The sequence below is a fragment of the Streptomyces sp. NPDC003077 genome (assembly GCF_040611095.1).
Lineage (GTDB): Bacteria > Actinomycetota > Actinomycetes > Streptomycetales > Streptomycetaceae > Streptomyces.
In genome coordinates, this window is record NZ_JBEXNM010000004.1 from 101,784 (window position 1) to 119,342 (window position 17,559).

At 70.7% G+C, this 17,559-nt stretch carries 14 protein-coding genes and 2 pseudogenes; 11 read left to right on the forward strand and 5 right to left on the reverse strand.

All coding sequences use genetic code 11. The annotated features are described in order from the left end of the window. Nucleotides 1-318: 318 nt before the first annotated feature. Both ABZX96_RS04445 and ABZX96_RS04450 read left to right on the forward strand, forming a co-directional pair. Nucleotides 319-1,215, forward strand: a complete 897-nt coding sequence (locus ABZX96_RS04445; protein ID WP_355537647.1) for a 2-hydroxy-3-oxopropionate reductase — start codon at nt 319-321, stop codon at nt 1,213-1,215. 258 nt (nt 1,216-1,473) lie between these two features. After that, nucleotides 1,474-2,259 carry a class II aldolase/adducin family protein gene (locus tag ABZX96_RS04450; protein ID WP_355537650.1) on the forward strand — a complete coding sequence of 262 codons (786 nt, stop codon included), beginning with the start codon at nt 1,474-1,476 and terminating at the stop codon, nt 2,257-2,259. A 227-nt stretch (nt 2,260-2,486) separates the two neighbouring features. On the opposite strand, the gene ABZX96_RS04455 is transcribed toward ABZX96_RS04450, so the two are convergent. Further along, complete coding sequence (locus ABZX96_RS04455) at nt 2,487-3,032, reverse strand: RICIN domain-containing protein (protein WP_355537653.1); 546 nt, start codon at nt 3,030-3,032, stop codon at nt 2,487-2,489. 426 nt (nt 3,033-3,458) lie between these two features. Here ABZX96_RS04455 and ABZX96_RS04460 point away from each other — a divergent pair, with 426 nt between their 5' ends. Together ABZX96_RS04460 and ABZX96_RS04465 are read left to right on the forward strand one after the other, a co-directional pair. Then, on the forward strand, nt 3,459-4,739 hold the full coding sequence (locus ABZX96_RS04460; RefSeq protein WP_355538032.1) for a hypothetical protein: 1,281 nt from the start codon (nt 3,459-3,461) through the stop codon (nt 4,737-4,739). 437 nt (nt 4,740-5,176) lie between these two features. Beyond that, nucleotides 5,177-5,728, forward strand: coding sequence for a DoxX family membrane protein (locus ABZX96_RS04465; RefSeq protein ID WP_355537656.1), 552 nt, complete (start codon nt 5,177-5,179; stop codon nt 5,726-5,728). 158 nt (nt 5,729-5,886) lie between these two features. Here ABZX96_RS04465 and ABZX96_RS04470 read toward each other — a convergent pair whose 3' ends face one another. The 3 genes from ABZX96_RS04470 to ABZX96_RS04480 form a co-directional block, all read right to left on the reverse strand. Beyond that, a complete protein-coding gene (locus tag ABZX96_RS04470; protein ID WP_355537659.1) occupies nt 5,887-6,063 on the reverse strand; it encodes a hypothetical protein in 177 nt (58 codons plus the stop codon). A 138-nt stretch (nt 6,064-6,201) separates the two neighbouring features. Beyond that, nucleotides 6,202-6,411 (reverse strand): hypothetical protein, encoded by a 210-nt coding sequence (locus tag ABZX96_RS04475; RefSeq protein WP_355537662.1) that lies wholly within the window; start codon nt 6,409-6,411, stop codon nt 6,202-6,204. Further along, nucleotides 6,408-7,871, reverse strand: a complete 1,464-nt coding sequence (locus ABZX96_RS04480; RefSeq protein WP_355537665.1) for a PspC domain-containing protein — start codon at nt 7,869-7,871, stop codon at nt 6,408-6,410. The genes ABZX96_RS04475 and ABZX96_RS04480 overlap by 4 nt, the downstream gene beginning before the upstream one ends. A 188-nt stretch (nt 7,872-8,059) precedes the next feature. Between ABZX96_RS04480 and ABZX96_RS04485 the strand changes: the two genes are divergently transcribed. The 3 genes from ABZX96_RS04485 to ABZX96_RS04495 all read left to right on the forward strand — a co-directional run bounded on the left by ABZX96_RS04485 (nt 8,060) and on the right by ABZX96_RS04495 (nt 12,650). Then, nucleotides 8,060-10,042, forward strand: a complete 1,983-nt coding sequence (locus ABZX96_RS04485; RefSeq protein ID WP_355537668.1) for a protein kinase — start codon at nt 8,060-8,062, stop codon at nt 10,040-10,042. Between the two features lie 309 nt (nt 10,043-10,351). Then, entirely contained in the window at nt 10,352-11,677 is a 1,326-nt protein-coding gene (locus tag ABZX96_RS04490) for a PspC domain-containing protein (RefSeq protein WP_355537671.1), read from the forward strand. A gap of 319 nt (nt 11,678-11,996) precedes the next feature. After that, nucleotides 11,997-12,650 (forward strand): response regulator transcription factor, encoded by a 654-nt coding sequence (locus ABZX96_RS04495; protein WP_355538035.1) that lies wholly within the window; start codon nt 11,997-11,999, stop codon nt 12,648-12,650. Here ABZX96_RS04495 and ABZX96_RS04500 read toward each other — a convergent pair. After that, nucleotides 12,583-13,092, reverse strand: coding sequence for an ATP-binding protein (locus tag ABZX96_RS04500; protein ID WP_355537674.1), 510 nt, complete (start codon nt 13,090-13,092; stop codon nt 12,583-12,585). The two genes, ABZX96_RS04495 and ABZX96_RS04500, sit on opposite strands and share 68 nt — an antisense overlap. A gap of 174 nt (nt 13,093-13,266) precedes the next feature. Between ABZX96_RS04500 and ABZX96_RS04505 the strand changes: the two are divergent. The 4 genes and pseudogenes from ABZX96_RS04505 to ABZX96_RS04520 all read left to right on the forward strand — a co-directional run. After that, nucleotides 13,267-13,721: pseudogene (locus ABZX96_RS04505) on the forward strand (Scr1 family TA system antitoxin-like transcriptional regulator). Continuing rightward, entirely contained in the window at nt 13,718-13,972 is a 255-nt protein-coding gene (locus tag ABZX96_RS04510; RefSeq protein WP_355537677.1) for a DUF397 domain-containing protein, read from the forward strand. Before ABZX96_RS04505 ends, ABZX96_RS04510 begins: the two are co-directional and overlap by 4 nt. Nucleotides 13,973-15,510: 1,538 nt before the next feature. Further along, the gene (locus ABZX96_RS04515) at nt 15,511-16,635 is read left to right on the forward strand and encodes an alpha/beta hydrolase-fold protein (RefSeq protein ID WP_355537680.1); all 1,125 of its coding nucleotides are present in this window, start codon (nt 15,511-15,513) and stop codon (nt 16,633-16,635) included. Between the two features lie 442 nt (nt 16,636-17,077). Then, nucleotides 17,078-17,485 (forward strand): annotated as a pseudogene (locus ABZX96_RS04520) (nuclear transport factor 2 family protein); the annotation flags it as partial. Nucleotides 17,486-17,559 lie beyond the last annotated feature (74 nt).

A 17,559-nucleotide genomic window follows, 5' to 3' on the forward strand; every position in this document is an offset into this window, starting at 1 on the left:
CACCGACGCCGCCGCTCAGCACCGCTGAGTGGCGGCGTCGGCGTTTTCGGGGCGTGTCAGGGCAAGGGCGGACGGATGGGGTGGGGTATGGCGAGCGCGGATGGGCGGGATGGTTCACGGGGAGGGCGGGCGGGCTCGGGGCGGGATGGGTTGACGGAACTCCGCCGCGCGACCGAGTATGGCAAGAGATTCCGTATAGCGGCATGGAAAGTCCACGTAGCGGAAAGGTGCCACTGGGTTGCTGTGGCAGGTCCCTCGGACGCCCGGCCGTCGTACGGATTCCCGCACCAGTCAGTGAGCAACACAGGAGTGGCGTCAATGAGCACGATCGGTTTCCTCGGCCTCGGCATCATGGGCAGCCCCATGGCGGTCAACCTCGCCAAGCCGGGCCACGCGGTGACCGGCTGGAACCGCAGCCCCGGCCGCGCGGACGCCCTGGTGGCGGCGGGCGGCAAGGAGGCCGCCACGATCGCCGAGGCGGTCGCGGACGCCGACGTGATCATCACGATGGTGCCCGCCTCCCCGCAGGTCGAGGCCCTCGCCTACGGCCCCGATGGCATCCTGGAGAACGCCAGGTCCGGCGCCCTCCTGATCGACATGTCCTCCATCACCCCGCAGACCTCCATCGACCTGGCCAAGAACGCCAAGGAGAAGGGCATCCGCGTCCTGGACGCCCCCGTCTCCGGCGGCGAGGCCGGCGCCATCGAGGCCGTCCTGTCCATCATGGTCGGCGGCGAGCAGGCCGACTTCGACGCCGCCCGCCCCGTCCTGGAGGCGATGGGCAAGACGATCGTGCACTGCGGCCCGCACGGCGCCGGTCAGACCGTCAAGGCCGCCAACCAGCTCATCGTCGCCGTCAACATCCAGGCCTGCGCCGAAGCCGTCGTCTTCCTGGAGAAGTCCGGCGTCGACCTCGCCGCCGCCCTCGACGTCCTGAACGGCGGCCTCGCCGGCTCCACCGTCCTGACCCGCAAGAAGGAAGCCTTCCTGGGCCGCTTCTACCAGCCCGGTTTCAAGCTGAACCTGCACCACAAGGACATGGGCATCGTCACCGACGCCGCCCGCACCGTCGGCGCATCCCTCCCCGTCGGCACCGCCGCCGCCCAGCTCATCGCGTCCGCCGTGGCCCGGGGCGACGGCGAACTGGACCACTCCGCCCTGCTGCGCGGCGTCGAGCTGCTGAGCGGCTACGAGGGCGGGCGCACGGAGTCCTGAGGTCCGCACCGCCGCGCCTCAGGGGCCGTACGTCAGAAGCCGCGCGCCGGGGGCGTGCGCCCGATGGGACGCAGAAGTCCACCGGCCGTGCGCCCGATGAGCGGCAGGGTCCCATCGGTCGTGTGCCCGATGAGCGGCAGGGCCCCACTGGTCGTGTGCCCGATGAGCCGCAGGATTCCACCGGCCGTGCCCCCGATGAGTCGCAGACCCCCGGGAGCCGTACGACTCAGGACCGTACGCGCCTGGAGGAGGCCCGCGATGCCCGAGCCGACGCCCATCCCCACCGACCAGTTGCACTTCGCCATGCCCCCGGCGCACAAGACCGTGGAGGAGGAGCGGCGCCACCGCCAGGAGCGGCTGGTGGCGGCGTTGCGCCTCTTCGGGCGGTTCGGTTACGAGGAAGGTGTCTCCGGACACGTCACCGCCCGGGACCCGGAGTTCGCCGACTGCTTCTGGGTGAACCCCTTCGGGAGGCCCTTCAGGCACGTGCGCGTGAGCGATCTGGTCCTGGCCAACCATGAAGGGAAGGTCGTCGAGGGCCGCTACCACGTCAACCACTTGGCGTCCGCGATCCACTCCCAGGTCCACGCAGCCCGGCCCGATGTCGTCGCCGTGGTGCACAGCCACTCCCCGCACGGCCGCGCGCTGGCCGCGCTGGGCGAACTCCTGGAACCGATCACCCATGAGGCGTGCGTCTTCTACGAGGACCACGCCCTGCACGACCACTACACCGGCGTCGTGGTGGGCGACGAGGAAGGCCGTCGGGTCGCCGCCGCACTCGGGCCGCGCAAGGCCGTGATCCTGCGCAACCACGGTCTGCTGACGGTCGGCAGCACGGTGGACGCGGCGGCCTGGTGGTTCATCACCATGGAACGCTCCTGCCAGGTCCAACTCCTGGCCAAGGCCGCCGGCACTCCCGTGCGGATCGGCCACCAGGACGCCACCGACACCCATGACCGGCTCGGCAGCGACCTGGTGGCGTGGATCAACTACCAGCCTTTGTACGAGCAGATCGCCCGCGCCGAGCCGGATCTCTTCGAGTGAGCGGACAGGGTGCGTACGAGGACCGACAGCTGATTTTCGGCGGAAGGCGCCCCTGAATCCAGCCTCCGGGGGTGGCCTTGGCAGCAGGCGGCCCGGCCTGGCTATGGCAGGAGACGGCACCTGGCGTGGACTGCGCAGCAGTTGGCCCGGTATTCCGCCAACACAGCGGGATACCGGGCCGTTCGCCACCGCCTTATGGCGCGTGTTCAACCTGCCTTTTCTCGACCCTACTTATCGTAGAGCGCCCACTGCTGGTCGGGATCGTCGTCCACGTGCTTGGCCTTTACCGGCTTCTCGTCCCCGTCCGTGGCTTCGAGGCGGAGATCCCGGGCCTTCTCGGGAATGATGGAGGTCTTCTCCAGCGCTGTGTTGACGACCCACCGCTGATTGAGCTGACCGGAAATGCACGGTTCCAGCTTGGCATGCTTGTCCTCACCCTTGAAGGTGAGGCACTTGGCCGCATGGGAAGCGGGAGCGGGCGGAGAAACCGGCCGGATCGTGTAGATGCCCACACCGGCCGTGGTCTTTCCGACACGGTCCCCTCTCCAGACCTGGTTGGTGTGGTAGGCGTATCGCGTCACCACTTCCTCGCCCCTGTACGAGTCGAGGTTGGTGTTGTGTGCGTCGTTCTGGATGGAATGCACCCAGGTGTTGATCGCGGCCGGCATCGGGGCGGGATCGTCCGCCTGAGCGGGGCCGCCGATTCCCAGCAGTGTGCCGGACAGCGCGGCGCTTGATATGAGAACGGTGCAGGTCTTGGCCGAGAGCTTCACGCATCTCTCCTTTTCGCGTTTTCCGCGGGTTTGCTTGCGCAGGGGCGGTACCCGGCTCTCACCCTCCTATTTGCGCGTCCGCTGCAATGGATGAAGCATTCGACCTGTGCGGACCGCATCGACTGGCCTCATTTCCCGGGATGCGTACAATGCGCCCTTTTCTGGGCTGGGAAAGGTGTAGCGCATACCTCCCTCGGGGTGGCGCGAAGACCCGCATCGACATCACCGGGGTCGCCAACCGCCACCCGCCCGACACGGGCTCGTCAACCCGGCACCCGCCCGCGCAGCGGGTCCGTCAACCCCTCGCACGACCATCACCCGCCTCTGACCTGCACTTATCACGTCGTCCGCAACCCCTTGCGGCACAATTCCACGCGTTTACCGGGAGTTGACGACGAGCGCGGCGGGGCGGTAGCGACAGTGGCGGTGGAGACGGCGGGCAGTGCGGGCGAGGCAGGGGAGTACGGGGGCGACAGCCACGAGTGCACCTGCGGCAAGTGCCCGCAGGGCGCCCGCGAGGGGCACCGGCAGGCGGCGGCTGCCTTCCTCGCGCTCCGCGAGGAGTTCGCCGCCGGGCGCGGGGTGCCGGCGGGGCTGGCCCATTCGGCGGGGGCCTCGCGGCAGTGGGTCTCGGACGAACTGGCGCAGTCGGCGCGCGCGGTGGCCGAACGCAGCGCGGCCGAGGGCGGCGCCTGGCTGGACCTGGTGTGGCGGCGCACGGTCCTGGTGCTGTGGTGCGGCATCGCGGCCCTGCTGATGGCGCAGTCGCTCACCGCCATCGACGGCGGGTGGACGAGGACCCGAACGGCCGGACTGGTGGCGGCCGTTGTCCTCGGTCTCGCCTTGACGGGCGCGGCGTGGCTGCACCGGGCGCGGGGCGGGCTGCTGGCTCCCTTGATTGGCGAGGACAACCGGCTGTCCACCTCCCGCGCGGTGGCGGCGGTGTGGCTGCTGCCGGTCGGGTACGCCGTGCTGATGTCGGCGGTCCGGCTGGCGCTGGCTCCGGACGCGCGGGAGCGGGACGCCTTGCTGGACGATCTCCAACTTCCGGGCCCGGCCGGTGTGTTGATCGTCGTTGCCATGACCTGCGGGGTGGCGGTTCTCGTCCGCCGCGTGGTGTCCGTACGGATCCAGACCCGCAAAGTGCAGAAGATCACCGCCGAGCGCCCACGGGGGCTCGACCTGCTGACGGACGACGCCGGACGCGGCAGCTTCGCCGACGCGCAGTACGTGCTGCTCAACTTGATCGCGGTGCTGTTCGCCCTGGCCCTCCTGTGCCGCACGCCGGGTCGGCTGCCGAGCCTGCCGTGGGTTCTGGTTGCTCTGGTGGCCATCGGTACGGCCACCTATCTGGCGGGCAAGTACGCGGAGGGCGGCCGTCCGGTCGTGCTCTCCGTCGTACGGGTCCGTGAGGTCGGCGACCTGGCCGCCCCGGTCCGTACCGGCGACGACATCGAGATCCGGGGCAGCGGCTTCGTCCCCCCGGGCGCGCAGTCCCCGGACCGGCTCGCGCGCACCATCGTCCGCATCGGCGCCGTGTACGTCCCGGTGCCCCTCGTCCCGATCACCGGCGGTTTCGCCAACCCCACGGACGACGTACTGACCGTGCCGGTGCCCGCCGACGTCGAGCCGGGCCGGGTGGACGTCCGCGTCATCACGGCGGCGGGCGTCGAGACCAACAGCTACGCGATCGACGTGGTGGAGTAGCGGGACGGGCGGGTGACGGTGCCGGGCTGCCGGGGCGCGCCCGCACCGGACGCCCGCTGAACGCGGCGTACCGCTTGCCCGTATCCCTCGGTGAACGCGCCCGGCCGGTGGACCGGCCACGCTGCCGGCACGGACGCGACCGATCAAGCCGCTAGCCTCGCGCGCTCGCGAGGGAACGGGCGCTCGCGAGGGAACGGGCGCCGATGATGTGACGCGCACCGCCACGAGATGCCCAGTACGGGCACGGGACGGGTTCCGGTCACCGGACGGGCAGCAGGGGCCGCGAGACGGGTACGGGTCACGGCGCGGGCGCGGGGTCCGGGCGCGGGTCACGGCACGGATACCGGCGACGAGGCGAGCACTGCCGACGGGGCGAGCACGTGTGTCACGCCGCGCCCCCGCGCCGGTATGGACGAGACGAGGGAAAGGCGGGCGTCATGGCCCACGTGGACCGTACGGCCGATACGGACCGGAGCGGCGCGGCACCGGCGGACGGCGGTGACCGCGGGCGCCGCCGCGGCGTCCTGGCCCGCTACGCCTTGCTCCCCCTGCGCGTCTTCCTCGGCGTGACGCTGATCTACGCCTCCCTGGACAAGCTCACGGACCCGGCCTTCTTCGCCGGCCACGGTGCCGGTTCGGTGGGCGAGATGATGCGGCAGGTACGCGACACCTCGGCCGTCCCGCAACTGGTCGACCTCGCCCTCAAGAACCCCGCCGGTTTCGGCTACGCCATCGCCTTCGGTGAGCTGGCGGTCGGCATCGGCACGCTGGTCGGCCTGTTCGGTCGACTGGCGGCCCTCGGCGGCGCGCTGCTCTCGCTGAGCTTCTGGCTAACCGTGAGCTGGGCGACCAAGCCGTACTACTACGGCAACGACCTGGCCTACCTGATGGCGTGGCTCCCCCTCGTGCTGGCCGGTACGTCGATGCTGTCCCTGGACGCCGTCCTGCACCGTCGCCGCCACCGCCAGGGCCGTCACGCCGTCGGCTGAGGCCCGCCCCCGGGCCACCTCACCAGGTGTCCCGTCCGCGAGCGTCGCCGCGCCTGATCGCTGTTCCTGATCGGTTCCTCCCTTCGTCCGTGACGGGTCCCGCGCTTTGGCCGCGGGGCACGCCCTTCGTACGTGACGGGCTCCTGCCCTCCGGCTGGTCAGTCGCCGTGGGACTTGCGGTCCCGGGTCATCCACAGCCCGGCTATGCAGCCGATCGCCACCACGCCGCACGCCACCTGGAGCACGAGCTGCTGTGCGTCGCGTTCGGCCGCGAGGCTGAAATAGACGTTGCCGGCCACGCTGAGCATGAGGGCGAGCCAGAGCGCGGGTTTCATTGGGGTCCTCCGTAGGTCTGCGGTGTGCCACCACTCTCCGGCACAAAGATCACCGGCACGAGAGGGATAACCCCCCAATCGAGGGTGCGGCCACCTGTACATCGGACCGTCGGACGCGTGCTTCGGTGCGGCACCTCCTCACTCTCCGGTGGGCGTGGATCGGTGGTGGTGCGAGCCGCGCAGCGCGGCGGTGATGCCCGCCAGGCAGAGCCCGGCCGGGATGGCCAGCACCGGCCAGGCTCCCGGTATGTCCAGGACGTCGAACGCGTCGAGTCCGTAGGCGCCGCCCACGCCCAGTGCCGTCAGACCGGTGATCAGCCGGGCGGGCTCGAAGTCGTGTCGCATCATGGGCGGGCTCCCGGGGTGCTCGGGGCGCTCGGAGCGCTCGGGGTGGGGGCCGGTGGCCCGGGCGGGGGTGAGGCGGGCTCGTCGCGGAGCACCTTGATCTCTCCGGCGCCGAGCTGGAGGTCGAGTTCCAGCGTGCCGTGCGGCTTCTCGCCTTCCTTGAGTCCCTTGGCGGGGAGGGTGTAGGTCTCCTCGTGACCGGGATCGATGTCGATGTCCCGGGGCGATTCGCCGGGCAGCGTCACGTCACCCAGGCCGATCCGGACGTGCATCCGCGCGGTGACGCCGTTCGGCACGATCACCCGGATCTGGCCCGCGCCCACGTCCGCGGCGGTGCGCACGGTCTCCCCGTCCTTCAGGTGGAGGTCGGACAGGTTCAAGGTGGCGCGGCCCGAGCCCAATTCGTAGGTGGTGTGCAGGGCCGCCACGTTCTCCGGCCGCCAGGTGCGTTGCCTCCAATCCGTGGTGATGTTCTTGGGGATGAAGACGGAGCCCGCGAGGAGCGCTGCCGTGAGGATCACCATGAAGATCGTGCCGCCGCCGGTCCGGCCGATCCAGGCGCTGAGCACCAGCCCGATGCCGAACACGGCCAGGGCGCAGGCCAGGCCCGTCTGCAGCATGACGGCCAAGCGGTGGTCGGGGAGGACGGAGAAGGTGCCCGCCGCGCCGGCGGCCATCGCGAGCAGGAAGGTCAGGCCGCCGATGGAGCGGCCGGTGCGCTGGGCTTTGCGCGGCGCCGCCACAGGGGTGGGTGTTATCGGCCCCATCGGCCCGGAATGTCTCCTATCCGTACCCGGCCCGACGGGGGCGCTGGGATCCGCCGTCCTGTGCCGGTATGCGTATTCGACGCTGAGGTGGGCGTCGCTCGGCCCCCAGAGGTAGTCCGCGGGGGGCTGGCCTTCCTTCGTCAGGGGGCTGCGCCACCAGGAAGGACTGTCCGGCGAGGGAGGGGCCACCGTCTCGGGCGGGGCGTCGGCGACCGCCTGGGCCGTGGCCGGGTCCACCGCTTCGGCTCCCTGCGTCTGTGCCCTGCGGCGCTGCCGGGACCAGTACGCCGACCCGGCGACGGCCAGCGACAGCATGACCGTGAAGGACACCATGCCACTTCTGTTCAGGGTGGAGAGGAAGAGGCCGCAGCCGACGATCGCGAACAGCAAGGCCGTCAGCGCCGCCCCCTCGACCCGGCCGGAGAGCAGCCTGCGCCCCTCGTTCTCCTCTTCTCCTTCCAAGGGGATCAGCAGCCAGGCGAACCCGTACGCGATCAGACCGACACCGCCGGAGACGGTGAGGACGACCAGGACGATGCGCAGGATCACGGGATCGAGGTCCCAGTGCCGGGCCGCGCCTCCGCACACGCCGGAGATGACCTTGTGCCGCCGGCTGCGGCGCAGGGGCGCGGGTGGCGCGGAGCCGGGCGCTTCGGGAGTCGCCGTCAGTTCCTCGGCGGGCGTTGGATCGGTCATGAGCCCATGGTGACAAGTTCGCGGACCGGCCGACATCCGTGAAAACCCTGGTCGATCCCTGAGACGGACTCAGGGTCCGGGTGGGGTTTGCCCGGAGCGGTCGCGTCGAGCCCCTGCCCACAGGCGGTGCCGCCGGGCGCGCCGACTATCGTTGCGCCTTGAAGGTGTAGGGGTCGGAGGGGCGTGCGGTGACGGAAGCGGCGGCGGACGACAGACAACTGGTCGCCGGGCGGTACCGCCTGCTGGAGCAGATAGGCCGGGGCGGCATGGGCACCGTCTGGCGCTCCCGGGACGAACTGCTCGGCCGGGAGGTGGCGGTCAAGCGGTTGCACGTGTCGCCCGGGATCGACGCGGACGAACTCGCGACCCGCAACGAACGCACCCGCCGCGAGGCCCAGGCAGCGGCCCGCATCAACCATCCGAACGTCGTGGTCGTCCACGACGTCGTCGACGACAACGGCCTGCCGTGCATCGTCATGGAATACGTGCCGTCCGGCACGCTCGGCGACCTCATCAAGGAGGCCGCGCGGGCGGACGGCACGGTGCCCCCGCACGAGGTCGCCCGGATCGGACGCGGAATGATCGCCGCGCTCAAGGCGGCGCACTCCGCCGGGGTCCTGCACCGCGACGTCAAGCCCGGGAACGTCCTGCTCGGCAAGAACGGCCGGGTCGTCCTCACGGACTTCGGCATCGCCGTCTCCACCGGCACCTCCACCCTGACAAAAACGGGCGAACTGATCGGATCGGTCGACTACCTGGCTCCCGAGCGGGTCAAGGGCGGAAGGCCGGGGCCCGCCTCGGACCTGTGGGCGCTGGGCGCCACCCTCTACCAGGCGCTGGAGGGGCGCCCCCCGTTCCGCAAGGCCACGGCGGTGGAGACGGCCTACGCGATAGCCATGGACCCCGTTGACCCGCCGCGCAACGCCGGCCCCCTGACCGGGTTGGTGACGGCGCTGCTCGCCAAGGAACCTGACGACCGCCCCACGGCACACGAGGTGGAGCAGGAGCTGCGGGCCCAGGCCGCGGAGCCCGAGACCGCGCTGATGCGCACGCCCGCCTGGGCCGCGGACGCGCCGTCCGGCACCACCTATTCCGCCACCCTCCCGCTGCTGCCCACGTCGGGCGGCGCTTCCGCGTCGGACGGGACGAGGACAAAAACGGGGGCCGGAGCCGACGCCGGAGCGGTAGCCGACGCGAAGGCCGGAGCCACCACCGATGTAGGGGACGGGGCCGGTGCCGGAAGCGCCGCCGGTGCCGGGCCCGACGCCCCCGCCCACGCGGGGGCCACCGCCGAGGGTTCCGGCAGCGCCCCTTCCTCTCTTTCCGCTCCCGTCGCCGAGACGGCCGCGACGACACCCATGGCCGGGTCGGCCGGGCCCGAAGCGCGCCCGGCCACGGAGCCGTCCGGCGCGGCCCGCGGTGGCACGACCCGCGGCGGCGCGACGCTGCTCGGCGCGGCGCGCGAGGAAAAGGGGACGGACCCGGCGGACGCGAGCGGCGGGAAGAAGCGTGGCCGCGCGGTCGTGTGGAGCGTCGTGGGCGCGGTGGTGGCCGTGGCCGTCGCGGGTGGCGCGCTGTACGCGGTGGACTTGTGGAAGACGGACGACGCGCCCGGCACGCGGGAAACGCTGCCGCGGGACCACCCGGCCTCGGCCAAGTCCACTCCCAAGCCGACCCCCAAGGCGAGCGAGCCCACCCCCGCCGTGAGCGAGCCGCCGCCCCTGCCCGCGGGCTACCGCCGCGTCGCGGAGCCCAGGCTGGGCATCTCCTTCCCCGTCCCCGAGGGATGGACCCGCGAGATCAGGGAGGGTGGCCGGGAGGTCAACTACGTCGACCCGACCCGGCTCGTGAACCTCAAGATCAATGTTCTGGACTTCGCGACCGCCGACCAGGTCGAACACTTCAAAGAGGTCGAAGCCGACTTCAAGGAGAAATACCCGGTATACAAGCGCCTGCGCCTCCAAGACACCATTTATCAGGGCGCTCCCGCCGCGATATGGGAGTTCACCTTCCAGGGCCGGACCCGTGAGTGGCGGGCCGCCGACCTCGGCTTCGGCCGCGAAGGCGGCAACGAGTACGCCATCTACCTCTCGGCCCCCAAGCAGCAGTGGGACACGTACGCGGAGATCTTCACCAACGTCAAGAACGGTTTCCAGCAGGCGAAGCAGTAACGAATCAGCTGTGGGCGGGTAAGGACGATCAGCCCGGGGGTGCCGGGCTTCGGGCCGCGCGTCCGTCGAGCCGAGAGCCGGGCCGTGTTTCGGAAGCCGGGCCGTGCTTCGGGGCTCGGGCTTCGGGCCTGCGGCTTCGGGCCTCGGCCTCGGAGAGGCGGGGGCCTATGCTCCGGCCTCTCCCACGTCCCCCGCGTCCCAGCTCCCCGCCGATGATCCGTGCCCCCGGCGTGACCCTGAGTCGGGGTCCGGGATCGATCAGGGAGTTCCCTGATGCTCCCCGGCCCCACGGCGTGTGACGATCGGGACATGAACACCGCAGCGCCCCGCGCCGACGGCCCCCGCGCCCCGGCGCACGACCTCGACGAGCCACCCGTGCGCAAGCTGTACCGCAGCGCCGACGGGCGGTTGCTCGGCGGTGTCGCACGCGGCCTCGCCGGCCACCTGGGGCTGCCTGTCGCTTGGGTCCGCATCGTCTTCCTCGCCCTGCTGATGGCGGAGGGGATGGGCGCCCTGCTCTACGCGGCCTTCTGGTTCATCGTGCCGCTGGGCGTCGGGGGCGTGGAGGTGCCCCGGCCGGCAGCGGACGCGAAGGGCCGACCGGACATACGAGGGGAACGGGAGAAGGACGGCAGACGGCGGCTGCTGGCCCGCAAGCCGGACAAGGGCCAGCTCCTGGCCCTGATGACCCTGCTCATCGGCGCGGGCATCGTCGCCTCCCGGTTCCAGCTCGGCCGCGTCAGCCACTACCTGTGGCCGGTGCTGCTGATAGCTGCCGGTGTCGCCCTGGTGTGGCGACAGGCCGACAACGCCCGCCGCGCCCAGTGGCTGCAGCTCGGCCGCCGCAAGGGCCTGATACCGGTGCTGCGCGGGGCCGCCGGCGTCCTGCTGGTCGTCGTCGGGGTGACGGGCATCTTCGTCCTGCAGGGCTCGGTCGGACACCTGGGTTCGGTTCTCCAGGCCGCGTTGGCCATCGTCGTCGGCATCGCGCTGCTGGCGGGCCCCTGGCTCGTACGGATGGTGCAGGACCTGTCCGCGGAGCGGCTGATGCGGATCCGCGCGCAGGAACGGGCCGAGGTGGCCGCCCACGTCCACGACTCCGTCCTGCACACACTGACCCTGATCCAGCGCAACGCCGACAACCCCCGGGAGGTGGCCCGCCTGGCCCGTTCGCAGGAGCGCGAGCTGCGCTCCTGGCTCTACAAGCCGGAGGGCCGGGGCAAGGACGAGACCGAGGAGCCGGACACCCTCGCCGAGGCGGTCCGCAAGACGGCGGCCGAGGTCGAGGACCATCACGGCGTGCCGATCGAGGTGGTCGTCGTCGGTGACTGCGCGCTGGACGAGAGGCTGGGCGCCCAGATGCAGGCCGCGCGGGAAGCCATGGTCAACGCGGCCAAGTACGGGGGCGAGGGCGGCCCGGTCCAGGTGTACGCGGAGGTCGAGGGCGGCCGGACGGTCTTCATCTCCGTGAAGGACCGGGGGCCGGGGTTCGACCTGGACGCGGTGCCCGAGGACCGGATGGGCGTCCGCGAATCCATCATCGGCCGGATGCAGCGTAACGGCGGCACTGCCCACCTGCGCAACGGCCCCGACGGGGGAACGGTGGTGGAACTGGAGATGGAGCGTGCCGAATGACGAGCACGCCGGGCGTCGGCGGGGACCGCGCGCGGCGGGGGATGATGACGCGGAACGAGTCGACGAGGGACGGACGGACGAGATGAGCAGCGACGCCGCACAGGAAGGCCGGAGCACGACCGGGACGGGGGCCGAGCCCGAAGCCGGCACGGCGGCCGAGCGCGCCCTCGGCGCGGCGGACCCAGCCCCGGCCGGTGAACAGGCATCGGCGGGCGAGCAGGCGCCGACCGGTGAGCAGGCTCCGGCCGGGGGCACGGCCACGGCTCAGCCCCGGACGGCGCCGGACGCGGAGGACGAGACCGGCGGACAGGCGCGCACCGTGCGAGTGGTCCTGGTGGACGACCACCGGATGTTCCGGACGGGCGTCCAGGCCGAGATCGGGCAGACCGAGCGCACGGGCGTGGAGGTGGTCGGCGAGGCCGCCGACGTCGACCAGGCCATCACGGTCATCACCGCCACCCGCCCCGAAGTCGTCCTGCTGGACGTCCACCTGCCCGGCGGCGGCGGGGTGGAGGTGCTGCGCCGCAGCGCCGCCATGATGGTCGACCCCGAGCGCCCGGTCCGGTTCCTGGCGCTGTCCGTCTCCGACGCGGCCGAGGACGTCATCGGCGTCATCCGGGGCGGTGCCCGTGGCTACGTCACCAAGACGATCACGGGGAAGGACCTGGTGGCGTCCATCTTCCGGGTGCAGGACGGCGACGCGGTGTTCTCGCCCCGCCTGGCCGGGTTCGTCCTCGACGCCTTCGCCTCCACGGACGCCCCGCCGGTGGACGAGGACCTGGACCGCCTCACACAGCGCGAACGGGAGGTGTTGCGTCTGATCGCGCGCGGTTACGCCTACAAGGAGATCGCCAAGCAACTGTTCATCTCCGTGAAGACGGTGGAGTCCCATGTCTCCGCCGTCCTCAGGAAACTCCAGCTGTCCAATCGCCACGAACTGACGCGGTGGGCGACGGCCCGCCGTCTGGTGTGACGACACTCAGCGCGAACCACACGGTCTTGCCGGTGCCGGTGCCGGTGCCGGTGCCGGTGCGGTAGGGGCGCGGGCGCACGCCGCCCCAGTCGTCCGCGAGCGCGGTGACGAGTGCGAGACCCCACGCGTCCTCCGCGTCCTCGTCACCGTCGTCCGGGTCCCGAAGCTCGGGTTGTTCGACGGCCGTGTCGGACACCTCCACGCGCAGCACGCCCGTGCGCAGGGAACAGCTCACATGGATCTCCCGCTCTGGGGAGACGTGCGCGTGAGCGCAGGCATTGGTGAGCAGTTCGCTGAGGAGGAGGGCGGCGGTGACGGTGGTGTCCGGCGGCAGATCCCACGCACCGGCCTGTTCCCGCAGCAGTTTGCGCGCCCGGCCGACGCTTCGAGGGTGGCGGGTGAACCGCCATGCACTCGGTGGGCGAGGGGTTAGTGCATTCACGGTTCAGACGATGACGGCTGCGGCGTAGCTTCGGGAGGGGCAAAGCAGGTACAAAGCCCGTTGTACCCGGTGTGCTCTGAGAGGGCTGCCGACGGTGAGAAAGCTCGGTCGCGACCAGCGGCGGTGTGGCGCTACTGCGGGAATCAGCTCAAGCTTTGGCGAACTCGGGCGGGAGTGACACGGGGAGAACCGCGCTTCCCGCCTCTCGAAGAGAAGACGCGTGAGGCACGGGTCGCTGCTCGATTGCGGAGGCAGGACAGGCTGAAGGAGCCGACCGTAACCTTCGGTTTCCTCGTCTATGAGGCTGCATTCCGGACCATGATCGGGGGAGCTGAGGTGATGAGGAAGCAACTTCTTCGGGTCGCGGACGTGAGTCGGCGGCGCAATTCTCCGTTCAGGTTCTGCCGATGACGAGGGCCTCGTCCTCCGCGCTCAGTGGCGCGCTGGTACTTCTGGAAACCGCTGATCACATGCGGTACGCGTTCGTCGAAGCACAGGAAACGAGTGCTCTGTATGCCGACGCTGAGAGGGTCAGTGCCTTTACGCAGCGCCATAGCGCGATCTGTGCGCACTGCTTGAGTGTTGAGGAGTCGGCGCACTTCATCGGAAAGTTGGCGGAGGAGCTATGAGCGGCGAGCTGATGTGGTTCAAGTCCAGCTACAGCGACGACGAGGGCGGTAATTGTTTGGAAATCGCCTACGCACGGCGGAAATCGAGTTATAGCGATGATCAAGGCGGCGCCTGCCTAGAGGTGTCTGCTCGTCCCGGCCTCGTCCCCGGCGCCGTCCGCGTCCGCGACTCGAAGGACAAAGCAGGGGCCCAACTCGCTTTCTCGGAGGCGGCTTGGGGCGCCTTCATCTCCCACGTGTCCGGGGCTTGAGCTTCGGGGGTCGGGACTCGGGTGGCTTGTCTGTGGAAGGGGTGGGTTGGGCACAACCCACCCACCCTCCCAGGCGGTTCCGCTCGAACGGGTTTAACTTTCTGTGTTCGGGTTGCGCCGCTGCGTGAGGGGCCCCTAGCGTTCCCAGCGCCACAAAGCGACCCCGGCGATGCTCCAACATCGGTCCGGGGTCTGGCCAACAAGATCCAGAACGAGAGAAAGGGATCTCGTGGCGTTCCACGACCTTAGCTCCGCGCCCTGCGCACCCGCACACCCCCGCGCCGCTTCCGGCTACGGAAAGCGTTCCGCCCCAGGTCAGGCCCCCTCGCGTCGAGACGATTTCGCGCATCTGCCGGAGCGGGAGGCGTACTTGGCGGCGTACATCGACCGGCTGTCGGACGGTTCGGCCATCGACGTGAAGACGCTGGCCGCCGTTCAGCCGCGCTATGGCCAGCAGGCCGTTCGTACCGCTCTGACCAGGCTCGATGAGGCCGGTCACCTGCGGCGGAGGCGGGAAGTGGTCGGGGAGGGGCGTACGCAGTGGGTGTTCCGGACGTACTTCTCGCGTACCGCGCGCCCGCTGGAGTGGTGGGGGCGATTTTTGGCGGGGGAGGTTGTTGAGGGGGCGGCAACGGAGGCCCCGTCAACCGCTGTTGAAGCTCCGAACTCGCAGCACCCGCAGCCGTATTCGCGGTCGCAGCACCCGCAGTCGCAGCACCCGCACCCGCACCCGGAGAAGCCCCCGCAAGCGAGGCCGCAGTCGGAGCCTCGTCCCCGTGGCCGGGCCGGGCGTTCGCAGGCGTACGAGGCGTTGGCCGCGCTGGGGGCCGTCGATTCGCGCATGATCTTGTCGGCTGCCGAATGCGCCCAGTTGGAAGACCTGGCCGCGCAGTGGTTGGCGCGAGGTGTCACGCGTCCCCAGCTCGCCGCCGCGCTGACCGCCGGGCTCCCCGCTCAGGTCCACTCGCCGGGTGCCATCGCCCGCCGCCGCCTCACCGACAAACTCCCGCCCGAGCCCGCCACGGTTTCCCGGCCGGGTCGGAACCTCGCCGTTCAGGCCGCGTCCGCCGCCTCGTCCGACCCCCTGACCGAGTGTGCGGAATGCCGGGCCCCCGCCCGCGCCTCCGGCCTCGTGGACGGCCGCTGTCGCCCCTGTCGAGGCGAAGGGCGCGAACCCCGCCCCGCCGATTTCGAAGCCCTCGCGCAGGAGGTTCATCGGCGTGCGGATGGGCTGCGGGAGATGGTTCGGGCTCACGCGGGTTCTCATGGCCGTACGTGAACCGGCGCGGGCGGGAAGGCCCGGTTGCGTAAATAAGGTCCAAAGGCGGGCAACCGGGACGCCGGGGAACGCCATCTAAGGCGACGGAAAGGCTCGCTGCTCCGTGGAGACGGGGGCCGGAACCATCCCCATGTCGTCCACGTCGCTGCGTCCGTATGTCGCGTCGGTGCGCATGCGGCGTGTGCGTCGACCCGTATGTGCCTCATGTCGCGGGACGCGTCCCGGCAGCACAGGTCCTGGAAGCGAGACAGATTCCGCGATGAGCCTCACAGGTACGCCGTTCTTCCTCACGTCGATCGCGTTGGTGGTCGTGGCGATCGTGTTGCCGCTGACGCTGTGGAGCCGGGTGCGGGGGCCGTGGCTCGTGCGTGGGCTGGTGCGGCTGGTGATGGTGCTGTTCGCGCAGGTCACGGCCGTCACGTTGGTGTTCGTCATCGTCAACAACGCGAACAGCCTGTACGACACCTGGGGGGACCTGTTCGGTACCGCCGATCATGTGGGGACCGCGCGTGACCTGGGGCCGGACGGGCTGGGCGGGACGCGGATCAAGGACGAGCCGAGGCAGGCGCAGGAGTTCGTTCCGGCGACGGACCCGGTGGTGGGGGCGGGGGTGCGGCAAACCGAATTCAAGGGGAAGGTTTCGGGCGTCAGCGGTGAGGTCTATGTGTGGCTGCCACCGCAGTACGACGATCCGGCGTACCGGGGGAAGAAGTTCCCGGTGGTGGAGGTGCTGCCCGGGTTCCCGGGGTCGGCCAAGTCGTGGCTGGGGACCTTGAAGGCCGGTGAGCAGTTGCGGCCCCTCATGGAGCAGGGGAAGGTCAAGCCGTTCATCCTGGTGGCGCCCCGTACGACGCTGCTGGGTTCGGTGGACACCGGGTGCGTCAACATCGCGGGGAAGGTGAACGCGGACAGTTGGCTGTCCGTGGACGTGCGGCAGATGGTGATCGACACCTTCCGGGCCGAAGAAAAGGCGGATTCCTGGGCGGTGGCGGGCTACTCCGCAGGCGCCCACTGTGCGACCAAACTCGCGCTGGCCCATCCGGACCGCTATCGCGCGGCGGTCAGCCTCTCCGGCTACAACGACCCGGCGCAGGAGCCCGCGTCCCTGGCCGGCCGGAACCCCGTGCTGCGGGCGCGGTCCAATCCGCTCAACATCCTGAAGGCCGCCAACGAGAAGGGCGCGCCGCCGCGTACGGCGCTGTTCGTCTCTGGGGCGTCGGGGGACGGTTACGAGGCGGGCCTCGCGCTCCAGAGGCTCGCGAAGGAACCGACGACGGTGCGGGTCGAGCACATCCCCGCAGGGGCCGGCGGGCACGGGACGGGCGTGTGGAAGGCGCAGGTGCCGGAGGTGTTCCGGTGGTTGAGCGGAGTGCTGGCGCCGTAGAAGCCGCAGGGGCCCGGGGGACGGGCGTTTGGGTCCGGCGGCGGCCCGTAACAGGGGGAGCGGGCCGCCGCCGTCCCTCTTGGCGGGGGCGGCCGACAGTCGCCGGGGCGGAAACCGGCGACGGTGGGGAGTCGGCCGCCTGGGTGAGGACGCTAAACCTCGTGCGCACGAAAGACGGCCGGGTTGCCGGGTAATGGCCGCTTGCGGTCGTACGGGGCGGGGTTCTGCATGGCTGTGACCGTGGGATGTGCGGGGGCGGACCGCTGCTGTGCTGAAAGCTGACCGGTCCCGTCATCCGGCCCATTCGGACGGGGCGTTCCGGCTGGCCCGGCTGTTCAGCCGGAGGTCGTTCCAGCCGACATTTGAAAAGCGGACCGACGGTCCGTACTGTTGAAGCGGACCGACGGTCCGTATTCAAGGCGAGCAGTGAAGGAGCACCCCCATGCCTGCGCACACCCCACCGGCGGATCTCTACCGCCACAGCCTGCGCCTGCTGCTGGACAAGGACATCGCGGCCTGGGTCGCCCTGTGGGCCGAGGACGGCGTCATGGAGTTCCCCTTCGCCCCTGAGGGCTGGCCCAAGCGCCTTGAGGGCAGGGAGGCCGTCGCCGCCTATATGCGTGGCTATCCCGATCACATCGACCTGCACGAGTTCCCCGAGCTGCGGATTCACCAGACGACCGACCCGGAGACCCTGGTGGTCGAGATGCGGGGCGTGGGCCGCCTGGTGCAGACCGGGGAGCCCTTCGACATGACCTACATCGCCGTCGTCACCGTCCGGAACGGGCTCATCACCTCCTACCGCGACTACTGGAACCCCCTCGCCTTGCAGGCGCCCGGCACCGACTTCGTCACGTCCGGCACCGGTTCCGGCACACGTCCCGAAGCCCGTTCCGGCACCGGTTCCGACGTGCCCGGGACGGA

Bases quoted from the DNA above. Each gene is read 5' to 3' on its own strand.
- ABZX96_RS04515 (WP_355537680.1), top strand. From the start codon at position 15,511: ATGAGCCTCACAGGTACGCCGTTCTTCCTCACGTCGATCGCGTTGGTG.
- ABZX96_RS04480 (WP_355537665.1), bottom strand. From the start codon at position 7,871: ATGACCGATCCAACGCCCGCCGAGGAACTGACGGCGACTCCCGAAGCG.
- ABZX96_RS04450 (WP_355537650.1), top strand. From the start codon at position 1,474: ATGCCCGAGCCGACGCCCATCCCCACCGACCAGTTGCACTTCGCCATG.
- ABZX96_RS04465 (WP_355537656.1), top strand. From the start codon at position 5,177: ATGGCCCACGTGGACCGTACGGCCGATACGGACCGGAGCGGCGCGGCA.
- ABZX96_RS04470 (WP_355537659.1), bottom strand. From the start codon at position 6,063: ATGAAACCCGCGCTCTGGCTCGCCCTCATGCTCAGCGTGGCCGGCAAC.
- ABZX96_RS04510 (WP_355537677.1), top strand. From the start codon at position 13,718: ATGAGCGGCGAGCTGATGTGGTTCAAGTCCAGCTACAGCGACGACGAG.
- ABZX96_RS04490 (WP_355537671.1), top strand. From the start codon at position 10,352: ATGAACACCGCAGCGCCCCGCGCCGACGGCCCCCGCGCCCCGGCGCAC.
- ABZX96_RS04475 (WP_355537662.1), bottom strand. From the start codon at position 6,411: ATGATGCGACACGACTTCGAGCCCGCCCGGCTGATCACCGGTCTGACG.
- ABZX96_RS04445 (WP_355537647.1), top strand. From the start codon at position 319: ATGAGCACGATCGGTTTCCTCGGCCTCGGCATCATGGGCAGCCCCATG.